The organism is Rahnella sp. GSA61A (assembly GCF_019969905.1).
GTDB classification, from domain to species: Bacteria; Pseudomonadota; Gammaproteobacteria; order Enterobacterales; family Enterobacteriaceae; genus Rahnella; species Rahnella aceris.
Genome location: NZ_JAHXYO010000003.1, coordinates 227,690 through 245,723, shown reverse-complemented (window position 1 = coordinate 245,723; position 18,034 = coordinate 227,690). Strand labels below are relative to the sequence as shown.

Here is an 18,034-nt window from a genome sequence, read left to right as displayed (position 1 = left end):
ACGGATTGTGGGTTGCGGGCGATTCAGAAAGCTTGCTGAATGAGAGGTTCCAGCCTGTCGCGGTGATACCTGAAACATAGCCAGCGAGCGGAGCGCTGGTTGAAAAAGCGAAGGGAGATCCGGGAGGGAGAAAGCACTTCTCCCTCCCGGGCGGTTTCGGCGCAGTGCGTCAAATGAGCACTGCACGTAAGAAACCGAAATATTCCCGGTCTTAAGAAATACTAAATTTGCCAGTCTTAAAGCACCTTCTCCAGAAAAGCCTGGGTTCTGGCATGAACCGGCCGTTCCAGCACCTGTGCGGCAGCGCCGCTTTCAACCACGCGACCATCCACCATAAACACCACCTGATCCGCCACCTGGCGCGCGAAGCCGATTTCATGGGTGACGACCACCAGCGTGACGCCCGACTGCGCCAGCTTCTTAATCACATCCAGCACTTCGCCAACCAGTTCGGGATCGAGGGCGGACGTCGGTTCATCAAACAGCATGACTTTAGGATTCAGCGCCAGCGCACGGGCGATGGCGATGCGCTGCTGCTGTCCGCCGGACAAATGACGCGGCCATGCGTGCGCTTTTTCGCGCAGACCGACCGTGTCGAGCAGTTCATAGGCACGGGCGATGGCGTTTTTGCGGCTCAGCAGACCGTGAACCACCGGCGCTTCGATGATGTTATCCAGCACCGTCATGTGCGGGAATAAATTGAAATTCTGAAAAACGTAACCGACATGTGTGCGTTGTTTGAGGATGGCGCGCTCTTTCAGTTCATACAGCGTATCGCCTTTGCGGCGGTAGCCGATGTAATCGCCGTCAATCTGAATAAAACCTTCGTCGACGCGCTCAAGATGGTTAATCGTGCGCAGCAGGGTCGATTTCCCCGAGCCGGACGGGCCGAGGATCACGGTCACGGTGCCCGGTTCGATGCACAGACTCACGTTATCCAGCGCTTTGTGCGCGCCGTAGTATTTGCTCAAATTATTGATTTCGATGCGCCCGACGGTAGCAGCCTGAGGTTTGCGTGGAAACAGCTGCTCAACAGGCGCTTCCTGCGGGCGGTTAACGAATAAATCAAAGGCTTCTGACATAGTGCTTTCCCTTTATTAAGAACGGGCGACGCGCCACTGACGCAGGCGCTGCAAGGGTGTCGGCGCGACCTGACGCACGGTGCCGCGGGAGAAATAGCGTTCGACGTAATACTGCAAAACCGACAGCACGGTGGTGATCAGCAGATACCAGATGGTGGCGACCATCAGCAGCGGGATCACCTGCTGTGTGCGGTTGTAAATCACCTGCACGGTGTAAAACAGTTCCGGCATCGACAGGACGTAAACAATCGATGTGCCTTTCGCCAGGCTGATCACTTCGTTAAAACCGGTCGGCAGAATTGAACGTAACGCCTGCGGCAAAATGATGCGGAAGGTCCGGCGGTAGGCCGGTAATCCCAGCGCGGCCGCAGCTTCATGCTGGCCGTGTTCTACCCCTAAAATACCGCCGCGAATGATCTCGGCGGTATAGGCCGACTGCACCAGCGACAGACCGAGCACGGCAACGGAAAACTGATCCAGCAAATCCACCGTCGGGGTACTGAAAAAGGAAATCGTGGTGAACGGAATGCCGAGCGAAAGGTTGTCGTAGAGATAGGAAAAGTTGTAGAGAATGATCAGCACCAGCAACAACGGCAGGGAACGGAACAGCCAGATATACCCCCAGGCCAGTGCGTTCAGTAAATAGGATTTCGACAGGCGGGCGAGGGCCAGTGCCGTGCCGAAAATCACCCCAAAAAGGGTGCCCAGCAGCGTGAGCAACAGGGTTTTGCCAAGCCCGGACAGGATCACCGGATCAAAAAACCACTGACGAAATACGCCCCATTCCCAGCGGGAATTCGTGGCAATCGACTGGATGATGCCCAGCAGAATAAACGCCGAAAAAACCGCACCGGCAAGACGCCACGGATAGCGCGCTGGCACCACTTTCAGCGGCGGATGATTCACAGATGAAGGGGCATTTTCGCTCATCATTTTCTCTTTCTGTTACGTTGCAGATGACGTGACCGGCACGTCCGCTTTCAGCGTTTTGGTAAACGGCAGGCGCCCGTCATACGGTGGCCGGGAATAGACCTCCGGATCGAGGCGGGTGTCGAATTGCGGCTGATAACCGTGGGACAAATATAATCCGACCGCTTCGGGCTGGCGGAATCCGGTGGTGAGAAATACCCGCCGGTAACCGTACGCGGCTGCGCGACGTTCCAGTTCATGCAGGATTTTTTGTGCCAGTCCCTGACGGCGCAGCGCGCGGTGAGTCCAGATGCGTTTGAGTTCGGCAGTCTGCTCGTCGTAGCGTTTGTACGCGCCCATTGCAATGGGCGCGCCGTTTCTCAGCAGAACAATGAAGGTGCCATCGGGCGCGGAAAACACGCTGTCATCTTCCGGCGGCTGGCTCGAGAAGAAATCGCCGTAACGGTCGCGGTATTCACCGAATAATCCTTCGATGACCGGCGCAATCAGCGGGTCTTCCGGCACGGTCTGAATGAAAATATCTTCGCTCATCGTTTCTGCTCCTGATCAGTCGCCCAGCCCCGGCGGGTTAATTTCAGAGTGATCGATTTTCTCGACGCTTTCGCCCCAGCGGTCCAGCACTTTGATATAAGCCCCGCTGGCAATGGCGCTGTTCAGCGACGCCTGCACGGCATCCACCAGGCCATTCCCTTTTTTCAGCGTCACAGCGATATTGGCGGTTTTCGGCCAGCCGCCCGGCACCGTGCCGACCAGTTTGGTTTTGCCGGTCAGCAACGCTTTATACGCGCCGGTGACGTTCGGGCCGAACGTGGCATCGGCGCGACCGGACTGGATAGCCAGCGTCGCGGCAGCGTCATCGGTGACATATTGCGGTTTCAGCGCCGGTAATCCTTTGGCCTGATTCTCTTTGTCCCACGCCAGCAACACGGCTTCCTGATTGGTGCCGGAGCCGACAATAATGCGTTTACCGGCGATATCCGGTGCAGAAGTAATGGATGTGATTTTGCTGTCGCTTTTCACGTAAAAGCCCAGCGTGTCCTGACGATAGGTGGCGAAATCAAACTTGGTTTTGCGGTCTTTGGTGACGGTAATGTTGTAGATGGCCGCATCGTATTTCCCCGACGTCACGCCCAGCGGCCAGTCTTCCCACGAAGCCGGAACCACTTTGAGTTTCAGGCCTAAACCGTCGGCGACCAGACGGGCGATATCCGCCTCGCTGCCGATCACGGTTTTATTGTCACGGGCGTACAGCCCGAAGGGTGGGGCGCTGCCGAGCACAGCCAGCGCCACGGTCAGCGTACCCGGTTCGACAAACTTAAAGTTGGCCGGGATTTTTGCCACGGCTTCCGGGCTTTTCGGTGTATTCACCGGCGTTTCATTGGCAATCAGATCAATACCTGGCGCGGCGTATGCCGCTGATGAAAAACTTAATATTGCCGCGATGGCGGTGGCTGTGATGGTTACGCTATGTTTCATCATTATTATTTTTACCCTGCATTCTTATTTTAAGGGGTGATGACCGTGAGGTGACGCTTTCACTATTCCCGAGTGTTACAGGGATGTAAAACAACAAAATTAAATAATCAAAGAGAGAAAGTGGAAATACATTGCGCCGGAAATTTTGCACGAAAAATGCCCGGAATATCCGGGCGTGAGGAAATAAAGTCAGGTATGAAAAGGTTATTTTCCGGTTAATTCACTCAGCGCTTTTTCTGCCAGTTGCTGGAAATAATTCGCCGCCGGGTAAATAGCCGACTCATCAGGATTAAATTGCGGATGATGCAAGCCGAAATCGCTGGCAGAGCCGATGCTGACAAACGCACCCGGCACATGATGCAGATAAAATGCAAAATCCTCTCCACCCATTTGTGCCTGCGCCACTTGCGCGTTATAGCCAAATTCCGCAGCGGCCTGTAAGGCAAAGTCTGCCCAGCGCGGTGTATTCACCACCGCTGGCGGCCCGCCAAACCAGTGCAGTTCGGCCTTCGCCCCCAGCGCATCTGCCACCCCGGTAATCACCTTGCGGATCCGCTGAGGGATTTGCTCGCGGATCCCGTTGCTGTAGGTGCGCACCGTGCCTTCCAGTTCCACGGTTTGGGGTAATACGTTCCAGGTGTTGCCGCCTTCAATACGGGTGACGCTGACTACCGCCGCCTCCTGAGCGCTGACGTTGCGGCTGACTACCGTTTGCAGCGCGGTCACAATGTGGCTGGCGGTGACAATGCTGTCGGTACCTTCTTCCGGATGTGCGGCGTGCGCGCCTTTGCCGGTCACGGTTATCTGGAAGCGGTCCACATTGGCATAAAATGCGCCGCCTTTTGTCTCAAAGGTGCCGACCGGCAGTTCTGGCGCATTATGCAGGCCGAAAATCGCATCAACGTTTTCCAGTGCACCGGCTTTAATCAGTTGCGACGCACCGCCAAACCGTTCTTCAGCAGGCTGGAAAAACAACCGTACGCGGCCCGGTAGCTGGTCTTCCCTTGCTTTAAGCAGATGGGCCGCGCCGAGAATAACAGAGGTATGAAAATCGTGGCCGCAGGCGTGCATCACGCCGGGTTGTTGCGAACTGAACGGCACACCGGAGGCTTCTTCAATCGGCAGGGCATCGATGTCACCGCGCAGGGCAACAACCGGGCCGTGTTCCGGGCCAATTTCAGCCACCACGCCGGTTTTCAGCCCGAGCGATAAAATGCGGATCCCGGCAGCATTCAGCCATTGGGTAATCTTTTGCGTGGTCACAAATTCCTGATTGGATAATTCAGGATGCTGATGTAATTCACGGCGATAAGCGATGAGTTGTTCTTCCAGTCCTGTCTCATGTCGGGGGGCAATGCTATTCGTTTCTTCGGCAAGTGAAATGCTCATGGCGAAATAACCTTATTGTCTGAAAATGATTGTTACCCAAATGTAGCGCTTCATTTCATGCTAGTCAGACAGAAGCCAATCACTAAATACTCAGTCGCTATAATTTATAGTCGTTTTGCACAGTGGCCTGCATAGCAAAATACTGACTATAGAAACGTGTTTTTATTATTTAGCTTTGAACTTATTTCGTGGAACTCTTTTTATCACAACGGATAAAAAGGGATGCGCAGGTGAATTACCGACTGAGTTTATTAGATCAAAGCCCGATCAATGACGGGCAGACCGCTGCGCAGGCGCTAGACGCCACGCTGACTTTTGCGCTGGCAGCAGAAAAACTGGGCTATCACCGTTTATGGGTGTCAGAACATCACGATACTGAAAAGCTGGCCGGTAGCTCGCCGGAAGTGTTGATCGCCTGGCTGCTGGCGCGCACTTCCCGGCTGCGGATCGGCTCCGGCGGTGTGATGCTGCAACATTACAGCCCGTTTAAAGTGGCAGAGAATTTCCATCTGTTGTCATCACTGGCGCCGGATCGCGTGGATATCGGCATCGGCAAAGCGCCCGGTGGTTTACCCCTGTCAACCAAAGCGCTGCGTGCCCACGCACCGGCCGAATCATCGCCTGGTTTCCCGGCGCAGTTACAGCAACTGACACATTATCTCACGCATCTGGATGACCATCTGGCGGGCACAGAAGCCCGTGCGTTGCCGCGTCCGCCGGTGGCACCGCAGCGATTTTTACTCGGTGCCAGCAAAGAAAGCGCGCGTCTGGCCGCGTCACTGGGCTGGAACTTTGTCTTCGCCGGTTTTATCAATGCTTCAGCGCAAGTGATGACCGAATCGGTGCTGGCCTTCCACGAATATTCCGCCGGACAAGGGCAGGCGCTGGTCAGTCTGGCGGCCCTGGCGGCACAAACCCGCGAGCAGGCCGCTGAACTGGTGACCGGCCAGCATAATTTTCGCGTCACGCTGGGCGACCGGCACGTTACGGTGGGTTCCCGCGAACAGGCTGAAGCCTTTGTGCGGCAGTCAGGTGCGACGCAATACCAGATCGAACAGCAGCAAATCAGCGTGCTGCACGGCACGCCGGGCGATATCCACGAGCAACTGCGCGATATTCAGCGCCGCCTGTGCGTGAACGAATTTGTTATTCACACTCCACTGACTGAAGCCGGTGTGCGGCTGAAGTCCATCGAATTGCTGGCTGGCCAGCTTTAAGGAGATTTCATGAGCCATTCAAAAAGTATCAAGCTGGGTCTGATGTTGCACGGTGCCGGCGGCCACATGAATTCGTGGCGTCACGAAAAAGCGCCTGCGGATGCCAGTGTCAATTTCCCCTATTTCCGTGATTTAGCCTTGCGCGCCGAAGCGGCTGGTTTTGATTTCCTGTTTGTGGCCGACGGATTACACATCAACGAAAAATCACTGCCGCATTTCCTCAACCGTTTCGAACCTGTCGCGTTGCTGTCTGCGCTGGCTTCGGCTACCCACAGCATCGGGCTGGCAGGCACTATTTCCACTTCCTACAGCGATCCCTTTACCGTCGCACGTCAGCTGGCGTCAATAGATAACATCAGTCAGGGACGGGCGGGCTGGAACGTGGTGACTTCGCCGCTGGCCGGTTCGGCGAAAAACTTCGGCAAAGACCATCCTGAACATGCGCTGCGCTATCAGATTGCCGAAGAATACATCAGCGTGGTGCAGGGACTGTGGGATTCGTGGGAAGACGGCGCGTTTGTGCGTGACCGCGAAAGTGGTGTGTTCTTCGACGCGGCGAAGCTGCATAAACTGAATCATCAGGGACAGTTTTTCTCGGTCGAAGGGCCGCTGAATATCCAGCGTTCACCGCAAGGGCAGCCGGTGATTTTCCAGGCTGGCGCGTCGGATGCCGGTATCGCGCTGGCAGGTAAATCTGCCGATGCCGTTTTCACTAACGCCCGGACGCTGGAAGAAGCACAGGAATATTCGGTAAAATTACAGGCACAGGTCAGCAAAAATGGCCGCCATCCGGTGGGGATTTTCCCTGGCATCAGCCCGATTGTCGGCAAAACCGAAGAGGAAGCCGAGGCCAAATATCAGTATCTTCTGTCGCTGTTGTCACTTGACGATGCGCTGGCCTATCTCGGGCGATTCTTCGATCACCATGATTTCAGCCAGTATCCGCCGGACGGCCCGTTCCCTGAACTGGGCGATTTAGGCCAAAACACTTTCCGCTCCACCACCGACAGCATCAAGAAGCTGGCGCGGGAGGAAAACCTGACGCTGCGTGAAGTGGCGTATCAGACCACGCTGCCGCGCGGCGAATTCTTCGGCACGCCTGAGCAGGTCGCCGACCAGTTGATCCGCTGGGTGGAAGAGGGCGGTGCCAGCGGATTCATCATCAGCGGACCGGTACTGACCGAAGCGCTGGACGACATTACCCGGCTGGTGTTACCGGTGCTGGAAGCCCGTGGCTACTGGCATCCCTCGCAGGTAACGACGTTGCGTGAGCGCCTGAATATTCCGTTCAAAACCAACCGTTACAGCGTGCAGGAAACCCGCCGCGAGACAGTGAACGAAAAATAGTTACAACATACTCATGCTGTATCACAGGCCCGCTCCGGTAACTCCGGGCGGGCTTTTTGCTTTGCAGGTTTTTTAGGTCCGGGACTTTTTACCCTGTAAAAACATTCACGGACTTGCCCGCCTAAAAAATTGGGCGTAGGCTTTCTGCAATTAAAAAACGATCGGTCTAAATGATGAGTGCTGAGCTTTCTACTGAACCTGACGTGCCAGTCAAACCGCGCCGCGGGCGTCCGCCGAGAACGGCACGCGAGTTTGATGATACGCGTGAAGCGCTGATCCGTTCGGGGCTTGAAGTGATCACCGAAACGGGCTACCTGTCGGCAGGCATCGACGCGGTGATTAAAAACATCGCGGTGCCGAAAGGATCGTTTTATCACTATTTCAAAAGTAAGCAGGATTTCGGCATGGCCGTTCTGACGGCTTACGGATCATTTTTCGCCCACAAACTCGACAAGTTTCTGCTCAGGGCTGAGGTGTCACCGCTGCAACGCATCGGTGCGTTTGTGACCCATGCCGGTGAGGGAATGGCAAAGTTTGATTTCAGACGCGGCTGTCTGGTCGGCAATTTATTGCAGGAATCCCCGCTGTTGCCGGAAGATTTTTCGCAGAAACTCAAATCGATTTTGGGCGAATGGGAAGGCCGTGTTGCCACCTGTCTGGAAGAAGCCCGGCAGGCCGGAGATATCGCATCAGACATGCCGCCTGCGCAACTGGCGCAGATTTTCTGGTCTGGCTGGGAAGGCGCGGTGATGCGCGCAAAACTGTACCGCTCGGCCGAACCGCTGGATCAGTTCTGGGCGTATTTCCGTCATACGCTGCAGTCACCTGTTCATTCATAAACTCGTCGGCCATAAATTCAAAAAATAGCACCTGCAATCATTACGTGAGTCATCGCATATCTCATGACAAAAACTTTAATCTCCTGAAATCATAAAGGGAAAAAAATGAAAGCATTGGTTCTGGAACAACAAGACAAGGCCACGCTGGCCGAAGTGAAAGAGATTGCGCTGCCGGACATGGCGGCAGGCGACGTACTGGTTGATATCAGCTGGTCAGGGCTGAATTACAAAGATGCACTGGCCATCACCGGGAAAGGCAAAATCATTCGTCAGTTTCCGATGGTGCCGGGCATTGATTTTGCGGGCCATGTCAGCCGCAGCAACGACCCGCGTTTCTCCGTCGGGCAATCCGTCATTCTCACCGGCTGGGGCGTCGGCGAAACGCACTGGGGCGGTCTGGCGGAGCAGGCTTGCGTCAAAGGTGACTGGCTGGTCGCGCTGCCGGAAGGTCTGGCTGCGCGCAATGCCATGATTATCGGCACCGCCGGTTTCACTGCCATGCTGTGCGTCATGGCGCTGGAAGAGGCGGGCGTGACACCCGAAAGCGGCACCGTGGTCGTGACGGGTGCCAGCGGCGGCGTGGGTAGTACGGCGGTGGCCTTGTTGCATACCCTCGGTTACACCGTGGCTGCGGTGACGGGTCGTGAATCTACGCATGATTATCTGCGTAAACTGGGTGCCAGCGAAATTCTCTCCCGCGATGATTTTGCAGAGACCCGTCCGCTGGAAAAACAAGTCTGGGCCGGTGCGGTCGATACCGTCGGCGACAAAGTGCTGGCTAAACTGCTGGCGCAAACCAACTACGGCGGTTGCGTGGCGGCCTGCGGTCTGGCCGGGGGCTTTAACCTGCCGACGACCGTGATGCCGTTTATTCTGCGCAACGTCCGTTTGCAGGGGGTGGATTCGGTTTCGGTTCCCGCTGAACGCCGTGCTGCCGTCTGGGAGCGTTTACTGAATACACTGCCGGATGATTTTTATCAGCAGGCCGCGACGGAAATTACCCTGGAACAAGCTCCGGCTGTCGCAGCCGATTTCCTGAACAATAAAATTCAGGGACGGACGCTGGTAAAAATCGGCGGCTGACCCTTTTTGCCCGGTATTTCCGTGATACCGGGTGCTTTCCCTTCAATTTTCTCCCCGCTATAAAGAATTCCTCCTGAGCGGCCGATATAAAGAATGTCCCTCTGAGAAAAAAGAGAATGGAATTCCTTATTTTCCGAATGACGTACAGCGCAAACATAGTCAAAAACGAATAACAACAGGCATGGGGAAAGTATGGATAATTTTCAGAAAGAAATTGATGAGAGAACCAATCTCACTTCATCAAACCGGTTTGAGCTTTTGCTGTTCCGTCTGGGGACCTCTCCGGATGATGAGCAATCTGAACTTTTTGGTATCAACGTTTTTAAATTGCGCGAAATCGTGCCGATGCCAACGCTGACCAAAGCCGCCGGAATGGTCTCGCCGATGATGGGCATGGCGAACATCCGTGGCGAAATTATTCCGGTCATCGACCTGCCTGCCGTGGTGGGATGCGTACCAAAAACCGGCCTGAACATTTTGCTGGTCACCGAATATGCGCGCAGCACCCAGGCGTTTGCAGTGGAATCCGTAGACGACATTGTGCGTCTTGAATGGAGTCAGGTGCTGGCCGCCGAAGCCGGTGTGAAGAGCCGCAACATCACCAGTATTGCGCGTCTGGACAGCGATAAATCCAGTAACCGTCTGGCGCTGGTGCTCGACGTCGAACAAATTCTCCATGACATTATTCCCAACAGCAATATCAACATGGATAAGAAGAAAACCAGCGCGTTTAAACTCAAGCCGGGTACGGTGGCGATTGTCGCCGAAGACTCTAAAGTTGCCCGTCAGATGCTGGAAAAAGGCCTGAACATGATGGAGATTCCGGCGCAGATGCATGTCACCGGTCTGGAAGCCTGGAATAAAATCCGCAAAATGGCCGAAGAATGCAAAGCTCAGGGGCTGCCTATTTCCGATAAAATCTCCTTTGTCTTAACTGATCTGGAAATGCCGGAAATGGATGGCTTTACGCTGACACTCAATATCAAGCGTGATGAATTCCTGAAAAATATTCCGGTGATCATTCACTCTTCATTATCCGGCAGCGCCAACGAAGATCACGTGCGTAAAGTGGGCGCAGACGGTTACGTGGCGAAGTTTGAAATCAACGAACTGGAAGCGGCTATTCATAAAGCGCTGGATGCGAAGAAAATCGCCCATGTGTAATTTCATCAAACACTGATGTATAAAAGGCCCGTTCTCTTGTGCGGGCTTTTTATTATCAGCGGCATACCGAACAACGTGCAGAAAAATTATTGCCTGCAATTCCTGCTGCGCAGCATTTCCCCGGTCAGTCTGTTCCTTCGCCACGTTTTCCCCTATTAAGATCTGCCCCGTATCTACAATTTCGATAGTGATATCGAAATTATCCATTAGAGCGACGATAAGAATTGTTCTAATAATAACAGCGTTAACAACGTATTTAAGGCTGACCCTCATAACGAAAAAATTTATTTGTATGAAACTGAAAAAATAATATCAGCATGTCGTTATGAATACGTTGCGACTATGGCGTAGCAGAATTCATGGTTCTATAAGCAGGACGAGACGTCGGATCAGGTAATGCGTGACGGAGAGCCGACGAAACAGAAGCAAAAAGAATATGGAGTATTAAATGTTTATCCGGCCACTTAAATTAACTCAGCACGTCGATGTGCAAGGTTCTGAAAATGCAACGACATTGGTACTTCTTCATTCTTTGGGGACGGATTTGCACCTTTGGGATTTGCAAATGCCGCGTCTGAGTGAACGTTATCGTGTTATTCGCCTGGACATCCGTGGGCATGGATTAAGCGCAGTCGATTCCCTGCAGTTTTCAATGTCAGATTTGGCCGACGATGTGGTGGCGGCGTTGGATCATCTTCACATTAACGAGTTCTATGTTGCCGGGGTCTCAATCGGCGGAACAATAGCGCAATGGATTGGGTTCAAGATCCCCAAACGAGTTCAGGGAATGATCATTGTTGATACTGCACTGGTGAATGCCGCTCCGCCTTCGCTCTGGCGCGCCCGGGCTGAAGATGTATTTCACCACGGTGTTGAGCATCTCGAAATGGGGATTCTGAGCAAATGGGTCACACCGAAATTTATCGACTCGCCCTATGCGGATGGTATGAAACAGATGTTGCGCCGCACTTCGGTTGAAGCCTTCGCGGGTTGCTCTTATGCCATCGCCGACACCGATCTGACCGATATGAATATTCCGGGGGTAAGGGCTGTGGTGGTCAGAGGAAGTGAGGATCAACTTACGCCTCCGGACTACGCGCAACGTCTGGCCGATAAGCGCAATGCCCAATTGCATACCCTACCCGGCGCCGCCCATTTACCGAATTATGAGCAACCCGAAGCGCTCACTGATGAAATCATCTCGTTCATTGATAACAAGAATACGCATTAACAATCAGCGCAGGCAGTCAGCGCCTGTAAGGACGTACGGGCGCTGTTAATGAGCAAATCTGGCATGGCAGACGATGAAAAGTCTGATGCGCGAACGGAGTAAATTCTATGAATCGTCGGTTATTTATTGGTGGAAGCCTGGGCTTGTGCGCGGGTGTTGCAATGCTTCCGGCTGCCTTCAAAGGGGTAATGGCTCAGAGAGATATTATCGAGATGCAACTGGAGAGTGGAACCGTGAGCATCCGCTTATTTCCCGATTTGGCCCCCGGGCATGTTGAACGCATAAAATCGCTGGTACAGGCCAAATTTTATGATGGCATGCCGTTTAACCGGGTCATAGAAGGCTTTATGGCACAAACGGGTGACCCGATAAAAGATACAGGGCTGGATTACACGAAATTACCGGCGCTGGCCGCAGAGTTTAACCGATTGCCTTTTGAACGCGGTACCGTCGGCATGGCCAGATCACGGCATCCGCACAGCGCCCGTCATCAGTTTTTCATCACCTCCGCGAGGGCAGGTTTTTTAGACCAGAATTACACTGCTTTTGGGAAAGTAACGAGTGGCATCGAGTTAATTGACCAACTCCGCCGGGGGGCTTCGGACATTGGCACGGTGGTAAATCCCGATGTCATAAAAAGCATGCGATTAGTGTCTGTCAGAGCCGTATAAAATAACCTGGCGGCGTAAATATCCATTCGAAGGAGTCGAAGATGCCCAGTATTACTCTCTATACCGCTGCAAGCCACCGGTTAGATGCAGAGGCCTTTGCGGAATTTTCAACGGCTTTAGCCCGTCTCGCCATAGAGATCCTGAAAGCGAAAGAAAATAATATTCACATCAGCTACCTCACCGCAGAGATAGGTTTTGGCACACCGGTCTATTTCGAAGCAAGACTACGCCAGGAAGTTTTCCGAACCCTGTCGGTGTTGGATGAATTCATGCATCAGGTTGATTTATTAATTAAGGAGAAGACAGGAGTCATAGCGAGAATTCGCTGTTTCTCTTTTGAAGCGGGTAATATTTATGCAAAGAACTAAGGAACGGATTATGAATGTTAATTTTCCAACAAGAGATCTCGGCGATATATCAGTTACTGCGGTAAGTGATGGATATCTGCATGTCGACTTCGGAATGCTTTCAAATGTGGATGAGGACGAGTGCAAGGAAATTCAGCGCAGTGCACAAGTCAGTGAACTCAATGCGGTGCATATTAATACTTTTTTAGTCCGCCAGAAGGGTAAAAATATTCTTATCGATAGCGGGGCAGGAGGCGTTAAGGGCTGGGGCGGCAAACTGGTTGCTAATCTGGATCTGCTGGGGATACAACCTGGCAATATTGACGCGGTATTACTCACACATGCCCATCCTGATCATATTGGCGGATTGTTAAACGCAGAAGGTGAGGCTGTATTTGCTAATGCCGAATTGATCATAAACAGCGATGAATTTAATTATCTGCAAGATGATGAAAATTTCGCTGCCGTCAGTGACCGCGTAAAAGGCAATTTCCTGCTGGCGCGAAGTATATTCAAAAAGTATCAGAAAAATCTTCGTCTCATCGATAAAGGCGAGGTATTTCCTGGTGTTTTTGCGATCCCGCTGAAAGGTCACACGCCGGGTCATACAGGTTACCGGATTGAGGGTAACAGAGATAGCCTGTTGATTTGGGGTGATATTGTTCATTTTCCTCATATTCAACTGCTAAAACCGGATGTTGCCATTGCCTTTGACTATGATCCTCAAATGGCGGCAGAGACACGTTCCCGCATACTTGAAAGCGTGAGCTCGGACAGCGTTCTTGTCGGTGGTATGCATTTTGGCGAACAAGGATTTGGTTATATTGAAAAACGTAAATCCGGATACGTGACCGTCGATATCCACTAGTTAAAACTTTCATCAGAACGTTCTGCTCTGAAAATACTTTATTTCCTGACCGGCAACGCAACGGTTAATTATTGGTAACCGGTCAGGCTCTGCTTAAGTTGCTTTGCCGCTATTTATTTTTGCTGTGTAACATTGTCGCTATGCTACTGAATAAATCTTCCGGTATAAAATACTATCCTCAGGGGGAACACCATGAATCCTGCAATAAACAGAGAAATAAGTATTGATGCTATTCATGCTGACGCCATTGAAATGGCGGGGAGTCAGCCAATAACAACCGGGAAATTACCCCCGCAGATCAAACTTCCATCGCTTACCGGAAGCAGATTCTGGGCGGCTTTATTAGTTTTTTTATTTCATTCATCGCTACCCAGCGATCTCGCTCCCTTTTCAGATCCAACCATACAGCACATTTTCACCGTTATTGTGGGTAAAGCGGGCTGGCTCGGCGTTTCATATTTCTTCATACTCAGTGGATTCATTATGGTGTGGTCTGCGAGAGATAATGACACCGTGGGAGATTTTTACCTGCGACGTTTTGCAAAGATTTACCCTACGCATTGTCTGACCTGGGCTATAGCATTCATTATTGGTGCCATGAGTATCTATCAATATAAACTTTGGTCATCAAACCTTCTGTTATTGAATACCTGGGTTGATGATGTTCACTATTTTTTCGTCGGTAACAGACCCAGTTGGTCTCTTTGTATAGAAGCGATGTTTTATCTTTCTTTCCCCTTTCTTTTCAGAGTAATGAAGACAATACCTGAAAAATTCGATTTAGCCGGATTAATAATAGTAACGGCGGCATCCTTATTGGTTCAAACATATATTTACCTCTGGGTTGAGCCGGACAAGATGATGGGGGCGTTTCCGATCTCGCAGCAACACTTTTGGGTTTCGTATATTTTTCCCCCATCACGCATATTTGAATTCCTTGCCGGTATGTTTGCAGCCCGGCTGCTGATGAACGGACGAATGCTCGTGCTGACGAAAACGGCGTCGTTTACCCTGCTTGCAGCAACTTACATCGGTTCCATGTATATCCCTTACCAGTTCAGTATGAGCGTGGTTTTCATCATCCCGGTGTGTTTATTAATCGTTTCGATTGCGGGTGATGATTTAAAATACCGAAACACTCTGTTAAACAGTAAAACATCGGTGTGGTTAGGAGAAATATCCTATTCCTTCTATATGGTTCATTTCTTAGTGCTCTTTTATTTTTTGAATCTTACGGCAGGAAGAAAGTTTAGCTTACCGGAGGGAATTGCGCTTATCGCCGTCGCGTTGGTTTTATCCGTCTCATTTGCCTCTTTTTTATATAAGTACTTTGAAGTGCCCGTGATGAAATTAATACTGGAGAAGTGCAGAGCGAAAGCCTTAGTGGCTCTGCGTAAACCTTCATAACGGATAACGGAGTATTGATCATCTTGTCGTCAGAATACGACGAACGGGGGAGGGCAGGCTTATGGGATGGGAGGGCATACGGCAGATGTATGCTCTCCCATTTGTATTTGAGATGAGGGAATTTCACTAACATGGGGAGTGTACGTGTTGGTTACGAATGCCCTAATAACCGATATTGTGCAGCCGGGGATCCTGAAAAAGTGAGGTCATTATGCCTCTGAATTTAGTGCTATCCAGATAAGGTGAATCTGTACGATAAACAAGCTCTATTTTGAAGTCATTGAACTGGCCACTGAGTTCATGAATTTTTATCTTATTTTGTACCTCGCCGCTGATAGAACAACGTAAAACTAACGACACGCCTTTGCCGGCAGCGATGCTGGAGAACAGTACGGGATAGGAACCACATTCTACCACCCGCTTAGGCGTGATATGCCCTTCATTAAAAAGAACATTATAATTGCGGGTAGTGGTTGCACATTTTTTGCTGCTGAGTAAAAAAACTTCGCCATCCAGACTGGAGATGTCTTTAATGGTGGGGTAATTTTTCTCTGTAATAATAACCAGTTCGCTGGAGAGTAATATGGAGCGCGCATGTTGCGTGTTTGAAAAACCTGCACCGATTATTACCGCATCAAATTCGTTTTGGTCGAAGGCATTAAGCAAGCTTATGGTGTTCCCAATCGAAATATCGATATTCCAGCCCAAATCATGACCTAAATCGATCAGTGAACTGACAATATAGGGGGGTAGACATTCGATTATGCCAATACGTATATTCAGCTGGCTATTTTTGGAGTGGGAAATGTTGTTTTTACAATCATCCGCAAGATTCAATATTTTAAGTGCGTAGTCATAAAGTATCTGGCCTTGCGCAGTCAGTGAGCACCCATCGGTTTTTCGATCTAACAGGGTGACATCCAGATTATCCTCCAGGCTCCTGATTCGGTGGGAAATACTCGATTGCACGCGATTCAGACGCTCGGCTGCCTGGGTTATGTTCCCTGTCTCCACGACTGTCACGAACGCAAGAAGTTCACTTAGCTTCATTTGAGACCTCATGCTAAAAATTAGTTCACCGTCACAACAATTATTTATATTCTGTATTAGTGAGTTTGTCACTATGTTTTAAAATCTCCGCTCCGGGCTACCACTGCGGGCACTGCGTGGCCACATCAGGGTGCGTGTCATTATTATTACCTTTCCGGCAGACATTAATTCTGAATTACGAATTTCAACAACAGACTGTGCTTATTTTCACGCTCTGTAACTCATGCTCATTTCCCTGAACTTTCCGTCCTCCTCAACAGGCATTTTGTCAGGGCATCAATACTTTCGATGAATGCCTCGATTTTATTCGCTGGTCTTTTATTGCCATGCCCATTACGATTTTATGAGTGATGGAGAGTATTCTCATATAAATCAACGCGTTGTCTATTTCTATTATCTGGATATATATATTACCGGATCTCAATTACGTGTATTTCGACAATTCATTTTTGTTTATGGGGTGAAATATGGCGCATGCAGAGTTTGATGAGGTAATGGTTGAGCTGGTTGACTACGCCTATGAGCGGACAACCTTTGATAATGAGACTTTACGCCTGGCGCGTTATTGTCTGCTGGATTCGATAGGTTGCGCAATTGCCGCCTCTGCCGATCACGACTGTCTGAAACTAATGGGCAGCGCTCAGTTCAGCAAGAGCCAGGCGGGTGTCCCGGTTGTCGGTACCGGACTCAGACTGGGACCGATCGAGGCGGCCTTTCATATCGGTTCGATGATCCGCTGGCTGGAGTTCAATGACACCTGGCTTGCGCAGGAGTGGGGGCACCCGTCCGATAATCTGGGGGCCATCCTGGCTGCCGCAACCTGGCATAGCCTGACTGACGGTAATCAGCCGCCCGCTGATATGACAGCCGTCCTGAATACGATGATTCGTGCTTATGAGATCCACGGCGTGCTGTGTCTGTCGAACTGTTTTAATGCGCTGGGGATTGACCATGTGGTGTTGGTGAAAGTGGCTTCTGCCATCGCCTCAGCTCAACTCCTCGGCTTGTCAAAAGACCAGGCACTGAGTGCACTGTCCAACGCTATTATCGACGGTCACTCTCTCCGAACCTACCGGCATGCGCCAAATGCCGGTACCCGTAAGTCATGGGCCGCCGGAGACGCCACGGCGCGTGGCCTGCAACTGGCGCTGTTCGCGCAAACCGGTGAAATGGGTTATCCCACCGCGCTGACGGTCAGCCGGTGGGGATTCAATGATGCTGTTTTGCGGGGCAAACCCTTCAATCTGTCGCGCAACCTGTCAGATTTTGTCATTAAGAACATCTTGTTCAAGGTTCCCAATCCCGCTGAGTACCACGCCCAGACTGCTGTAGAAGCGGCCATTAACCTTCGGGAACGGATACTGGCAGCCGGGTTTACGTCTGAGAGCATCGAGTATGTGCGGGTAGAAACAACCCGACCGGCGATTCAGATTATTGATAAATCAGGGCCGCTGAATAACTCCGCCGATCGCGATCACTGTCTCCAGTACATGGTTGCCGTGGGGCTGCAAACCGGAAATCTGACGATTAAAGATTTCCACGAACCGCTCGCCAGCGATCCTCAACTGGATGCACTGCGATTGAAAATCACCTGCACTGAACGCCCTTCCTTTACAGAGAGCTACTACGACCCTGATAAGCGCGCCATTCCCAATGCGCTCTATCTGAAGTGTCATGGCATGACTGAAGAGATCTCTGAAACCATTGAATATCCGCTCGGCCATGTTCGTCGCCGTGAAGAGTGTTTCGGGGCGCTGCTGACGAAATTCCATCTGAATCTTTCAGACAGCCCGCTGCGTGACCGCGCCCATATTCTGGCCGAAACCCTGATTTCGGAATCGAAGCTTGATGCCATGTCCGTCACTGATTTGCTGAAAATGTTCTCCTGGGACTAGGCCGCATTTAACACACTTACCTATATTCATTTAGCGCG

General features: G+C 51.5%; 17 protein-coding genes. 11 read left to right on the top strand and 6 right to left on the bottom strand.

Features of this window, described 5'->3' with window-relative positions; genetic code table 11:
* Positions 1-236 precede the first annotated feature (236 nt).
* The 5 genes from LC431_RS05385 to LC431_RS05365 form a co-directional block, all read right to left on the bottom strand.
* On the bottom strand, positions 237-1,082 hold the full coding sequence (locus LC431_RS05385) for an amino acid ABC transporter ATP-binding protein (RefSeq protein WP_013575176.1): 846 nt from the start codon (positions 1,080-1,082) through the stop codon (positions 237-239).
* A 15-nt stretch (positions 1,083-1,097) separates the two neighbouring features.
* Entirely contained in the window at positions 1,098-2,012 is a 915-nt protein-coding gene (locus tag LC431_RS05380; RefSeq protein ID WP_013575177.1) for an amino acid ABC transporter permease, read from the bottom strand.
* A gap of 15 nt (positions 2,013-2,027) precedes the next feature.
* Positions 2,028-2,543 carry a GNAT family N-acetyltransferase gene (locus tag LC431_RS05375; RefSeq protein WP_013575178.1) on the bottom strand — a complete coding sequence of 172 codons (516 nt, stop codon included), beginning with the start codon at positions 2,541-2,543 and terminating at the stop codon, positions 2,028-2,030.
* A gap of 15 nt (positions 2,544-2,558) precedes the next feature.
* A complete protein-coding gene (locus tag LC431_RS05370) occupies positions 2,559-3,491 on the bottom strand; it encodes an ABC transporter substrate-binding protein (protein WP_013575179.1) in 933 nt (310 codons plus the stop codon).
* A 201-nt stretch (positions 3,492-3,692) separates the two neighbouring features.
* Positions 3,693-4,877 (bottom strand): amidohydrolase, encoded by a 1,185-nt coding sequence (locus LC431_RS05365; protein WP_013575180.1) that lies wholly within the window; start codon positions 4,875-4,877, stop codon positions 3,693-3,695.
* Positions 4,878-5,107: 230 nt separating this feature from the next.
* Here LC431_RS05365 and LC431_RS05360 point away from each other — a divergent pair, with 230 nt between their 5' ends.
* From LC431_RS05360 to LC431_RS05315, 10 genes are all read left to right on the top strand, one after another.
* On the top strand, positions 5,108-6,094 hold the full coding sequence (locus LC431_RS05360) for an MsnO8 family LLM class oxidoreductase (RefSeq protein WP_166860168.1): 987 nt from the start codon (positions 5,108-5,110) through the stop codon (positions 6,092-6,094).
* 9 nt (positions 6,095-6,103) lie between these two features.
* Positions 6,104-7,441, top strand: a complete 1,338-nt coding sequence (locus LC431_RS05355; protein WP_223509403.1) for an LLM class flavin-dependent oxidoreductase — start codon at positions 6,104-6,106, stop codon at positions 7,439-7,441.
* 170 nt (positions 7,442-7,611) lie between these two features.
* Positions 7,612-8,280 (top strand): TetR/AcrR family transcriptional regulator, encoded by a 669-nt coding sequence (locus tag LC431_RS05350; RefSeq protein ID WP_223509402.1) that lies wholly within the window; start codon positions 7,612-7,614, stop codon positions 8,278-8,280.
* A 105-nt stretch (positions 8,281-8,385) separates the two neighbouring features.
* A complete protein-coding gene (locus LC431_RS05345) occupies positions 8,386-9,363 on the top strand; it encodes an oxidoreductase (RefSeq protein WP_013575184.1) in 978 nt (325 codons plus the stop codon).
* 192 nt (positions 9,364-9,555) lie between these two features.
* A complete protein-coding gene (locus LC431_RS05340) occupies positions 9,556-10,527 on the top strand; it encodes a chemotaxis protein (protein WP_013575185.1) in 972 nt (323 codons plus the stop codon).
* A 448-nt stretch (positions 10,528-10,975) separates the two neighbouring features.
* Positions 10,976-11,758 carry an alpha/beta fold hydrolase gene (locus tag LC431_RS05335; RefSeq protein WP_223509400.1) on the top strand — a complete coding sequence of 261 codons (783 nt, stop codon included), beginning with the start codon at positions 10,976-10,978 and terminating at the stop codon, positions 11,756-11,758.
* A gap of 107 nt (positions 11,759-11,865) precedes the next feature.
* Complete coding sequence (locus LC431_RS05330; RefSeq protein WP_013575188.1) at positions 11,866-12,429, top strand: peptidylprolyl isomerase; 564 nt, start codon at positions 11,866-11,868, stop codon at positions 12,427-12,429.
* 41 nt (positions 12,430-12,470) lie between these two features.
* The gene (locus LC431_RS05325) at positions 12,471-12,797 is read left to right on the top strand and encodes a hypothetical protein (RefSeq protein ID WP_013575189.1); all 327 of its coding nucleotides are present in this window, start codon (positions 12,471-12,473) and stop codon (positions 12,795-12,797) included.
* A 10-nt stretch (positions 12,798-12,807) separates the two neighbouring features.
* Positions 12,808-13,644: an MBL fold metallo-hydrolase gene (locus LC431_RS05320; RefSeq protein ID WP_037034806.1), complete on the top strand. Its 837-nt coding sequence runs from the start codon at positions 12,808-12,810 to the stop codon at positions 13,642-13,644.
* Between the two features lie 192 nt (positions 13,645-13,836).
* Entirely contained in the window at positions 13,837-15,051 is a 1,215-nt protein-coding gene (locus LC431_RS05315) for an acyltransferase (protein ID WP_121019419.1), read from the top strand.
* Between the two features lie 162 nt (positions 15,052-15,213).
* On the opposite strand, the gene LC431_RS05310 is transcribed toward LC431_RS05315, so the two are convergent.
* Entirely contained in the window at positions 15,214-16,101 is an 888-nt protein-coding gene (locus LC431_RS05310) for a LysR family transcriptional regulator (RefSeq protein ID WP_013575192.1), read from the bottom strand.
* Positions 16,102-16,568: 467 nt separating this feature from the next.
* On the opposite strand from LC431_RS05310, the gene LC431_RS05305 reads away from it, so the two are divergent.
* The gene (locus LC431_RS05305; protein WP_013575193.1) at positions 16,569-17,996 is read left to right on the top strand and encodes a bifunctional 2-methylcitrate dehydratase/aconitate hydratase; all 1,428 of its coding nucleotides are present in this window, start codon (positions 16,569-16,571) and stop codon (positions 17,994-17,996) included.
* The last annotated feature ends 38 nt before the right edge of the window (positions 17,997-18,034 follow it).

Excerpts from the sequence above, each read along its gene's own strand:
- LC431_RS05340 (WP_013575185.1), top strand. The coding sequence starts at position 9,556 with ATGGATAATTTTCAGAAAGAAATTGATGAGAGAACCAATCTCACTTCA.
- LC431_RS05325 (WP_013575189.1), top strand. The coding sequence starts at position 12,471 with ATGCCCAGTATTACTCTCTATACCGCTGCAAGCCACCGGTTAGATGCA.
- LC431_RS05355 (WP_223509403.1), top strand. The coding sequence starts at position 6,104 with ATGAGCCATTCAAAAAGTATCAAGCTGGGTCTGATGTTGCACGGTGCC.
- LC431_RS05320 (WP_037034806.1), top strand. The coding sequence starts at position 12,808 with ATGAATGTTAATTTTCCAACAAGAGATCTCGGCGATATATCAGTTACT.
- LC431_RS05370 (WP_013575179.1), bottom strand. The coding sequence starts at position 3,491 with ATGATGAAACATAGCGTAACCATCACAGCCACCGCCATCGCGGCAATA.
- LC431_RS05305 (WP_013575193.1), top strand. The coding sequence starts at position 16,569 with ATGGCGCATGCAGAGTTTGATGAGGTAATGGTTGAGCTGGTTGACTAC.
- LC431_RS05335 (WP_223509400.1), top strand. The coding sequence starts at position 10,976 with ATGTTTATCCGGCCACTTAAATTAACTCAGCACGTCGATGTGCAAGGT.
- LC431_RS05385 (WP_013575176.1), bottom strand. The coding sequence starts at position 1,082 with ATGTCAGAAGCCTTTGATTTATTCGTTAACCGCCCGCAGGAAGCGCCT.
- LC431_RS05345 (WP_013575184.1), top strand. The coding sequence starts at position 8,386 with ATGAAAGCATTGGTTCTGGAACAACAAGACAAGGCCACGCTGGCCGAA.
- LC431_RS05365 (WP_013575180.1), bottom strand. The coding sequence starts at position 4,877 with ATGAGCATTTCACTTGCCGAAGAAACGAATAGCATTGCCCCCCGACAT.
- LC431_RS05330 (WP_013575188.1), top strand. The coding sequence starts at position 11,866 with ATGAATCGTCGGTTATTTATTGGTGGAAGCCTGGGCTTGTGCGCGGGT.
- LC431_RS05350 (WP_223509402.1), top strand. The coding sequence starts at position 7,612 with ATGATGAGTGCTGAGCTTTCTACTGAACCTGACGTGCCAGTCAAACCG.
- LC431_RS05310 (WP_013575192.1), bottom strand. The coding sequence starts at position 16,101 with ATGAAGCTAAGTGAACTTCTTGCGTTCGTGACAGTCGTGGAGACAGGG.
- LC431_RS05375 (WP_013575178.1), bottom strand. The coding sequence starts at position 2,543 with ATGAGCGAAGATATTTTCATTCAGACCGTGCCGGAAGACCCGCTGATT.
- LC431_RS05315 (WP_121019419.1), top strand. The coding sequence starts at position 13,837 with ATGAATCCTGCAATAAACAGAGAAATAAGTATTGATGCTATTCATGCT.
- LC431_RS05380 (WP_013575177.1), bottom strand. The coding sequence starts at position 2,012 with ATGAGCGAAAATGCCCCTTCATCTGTGAATCATCCGCCGCTGAAAGTG.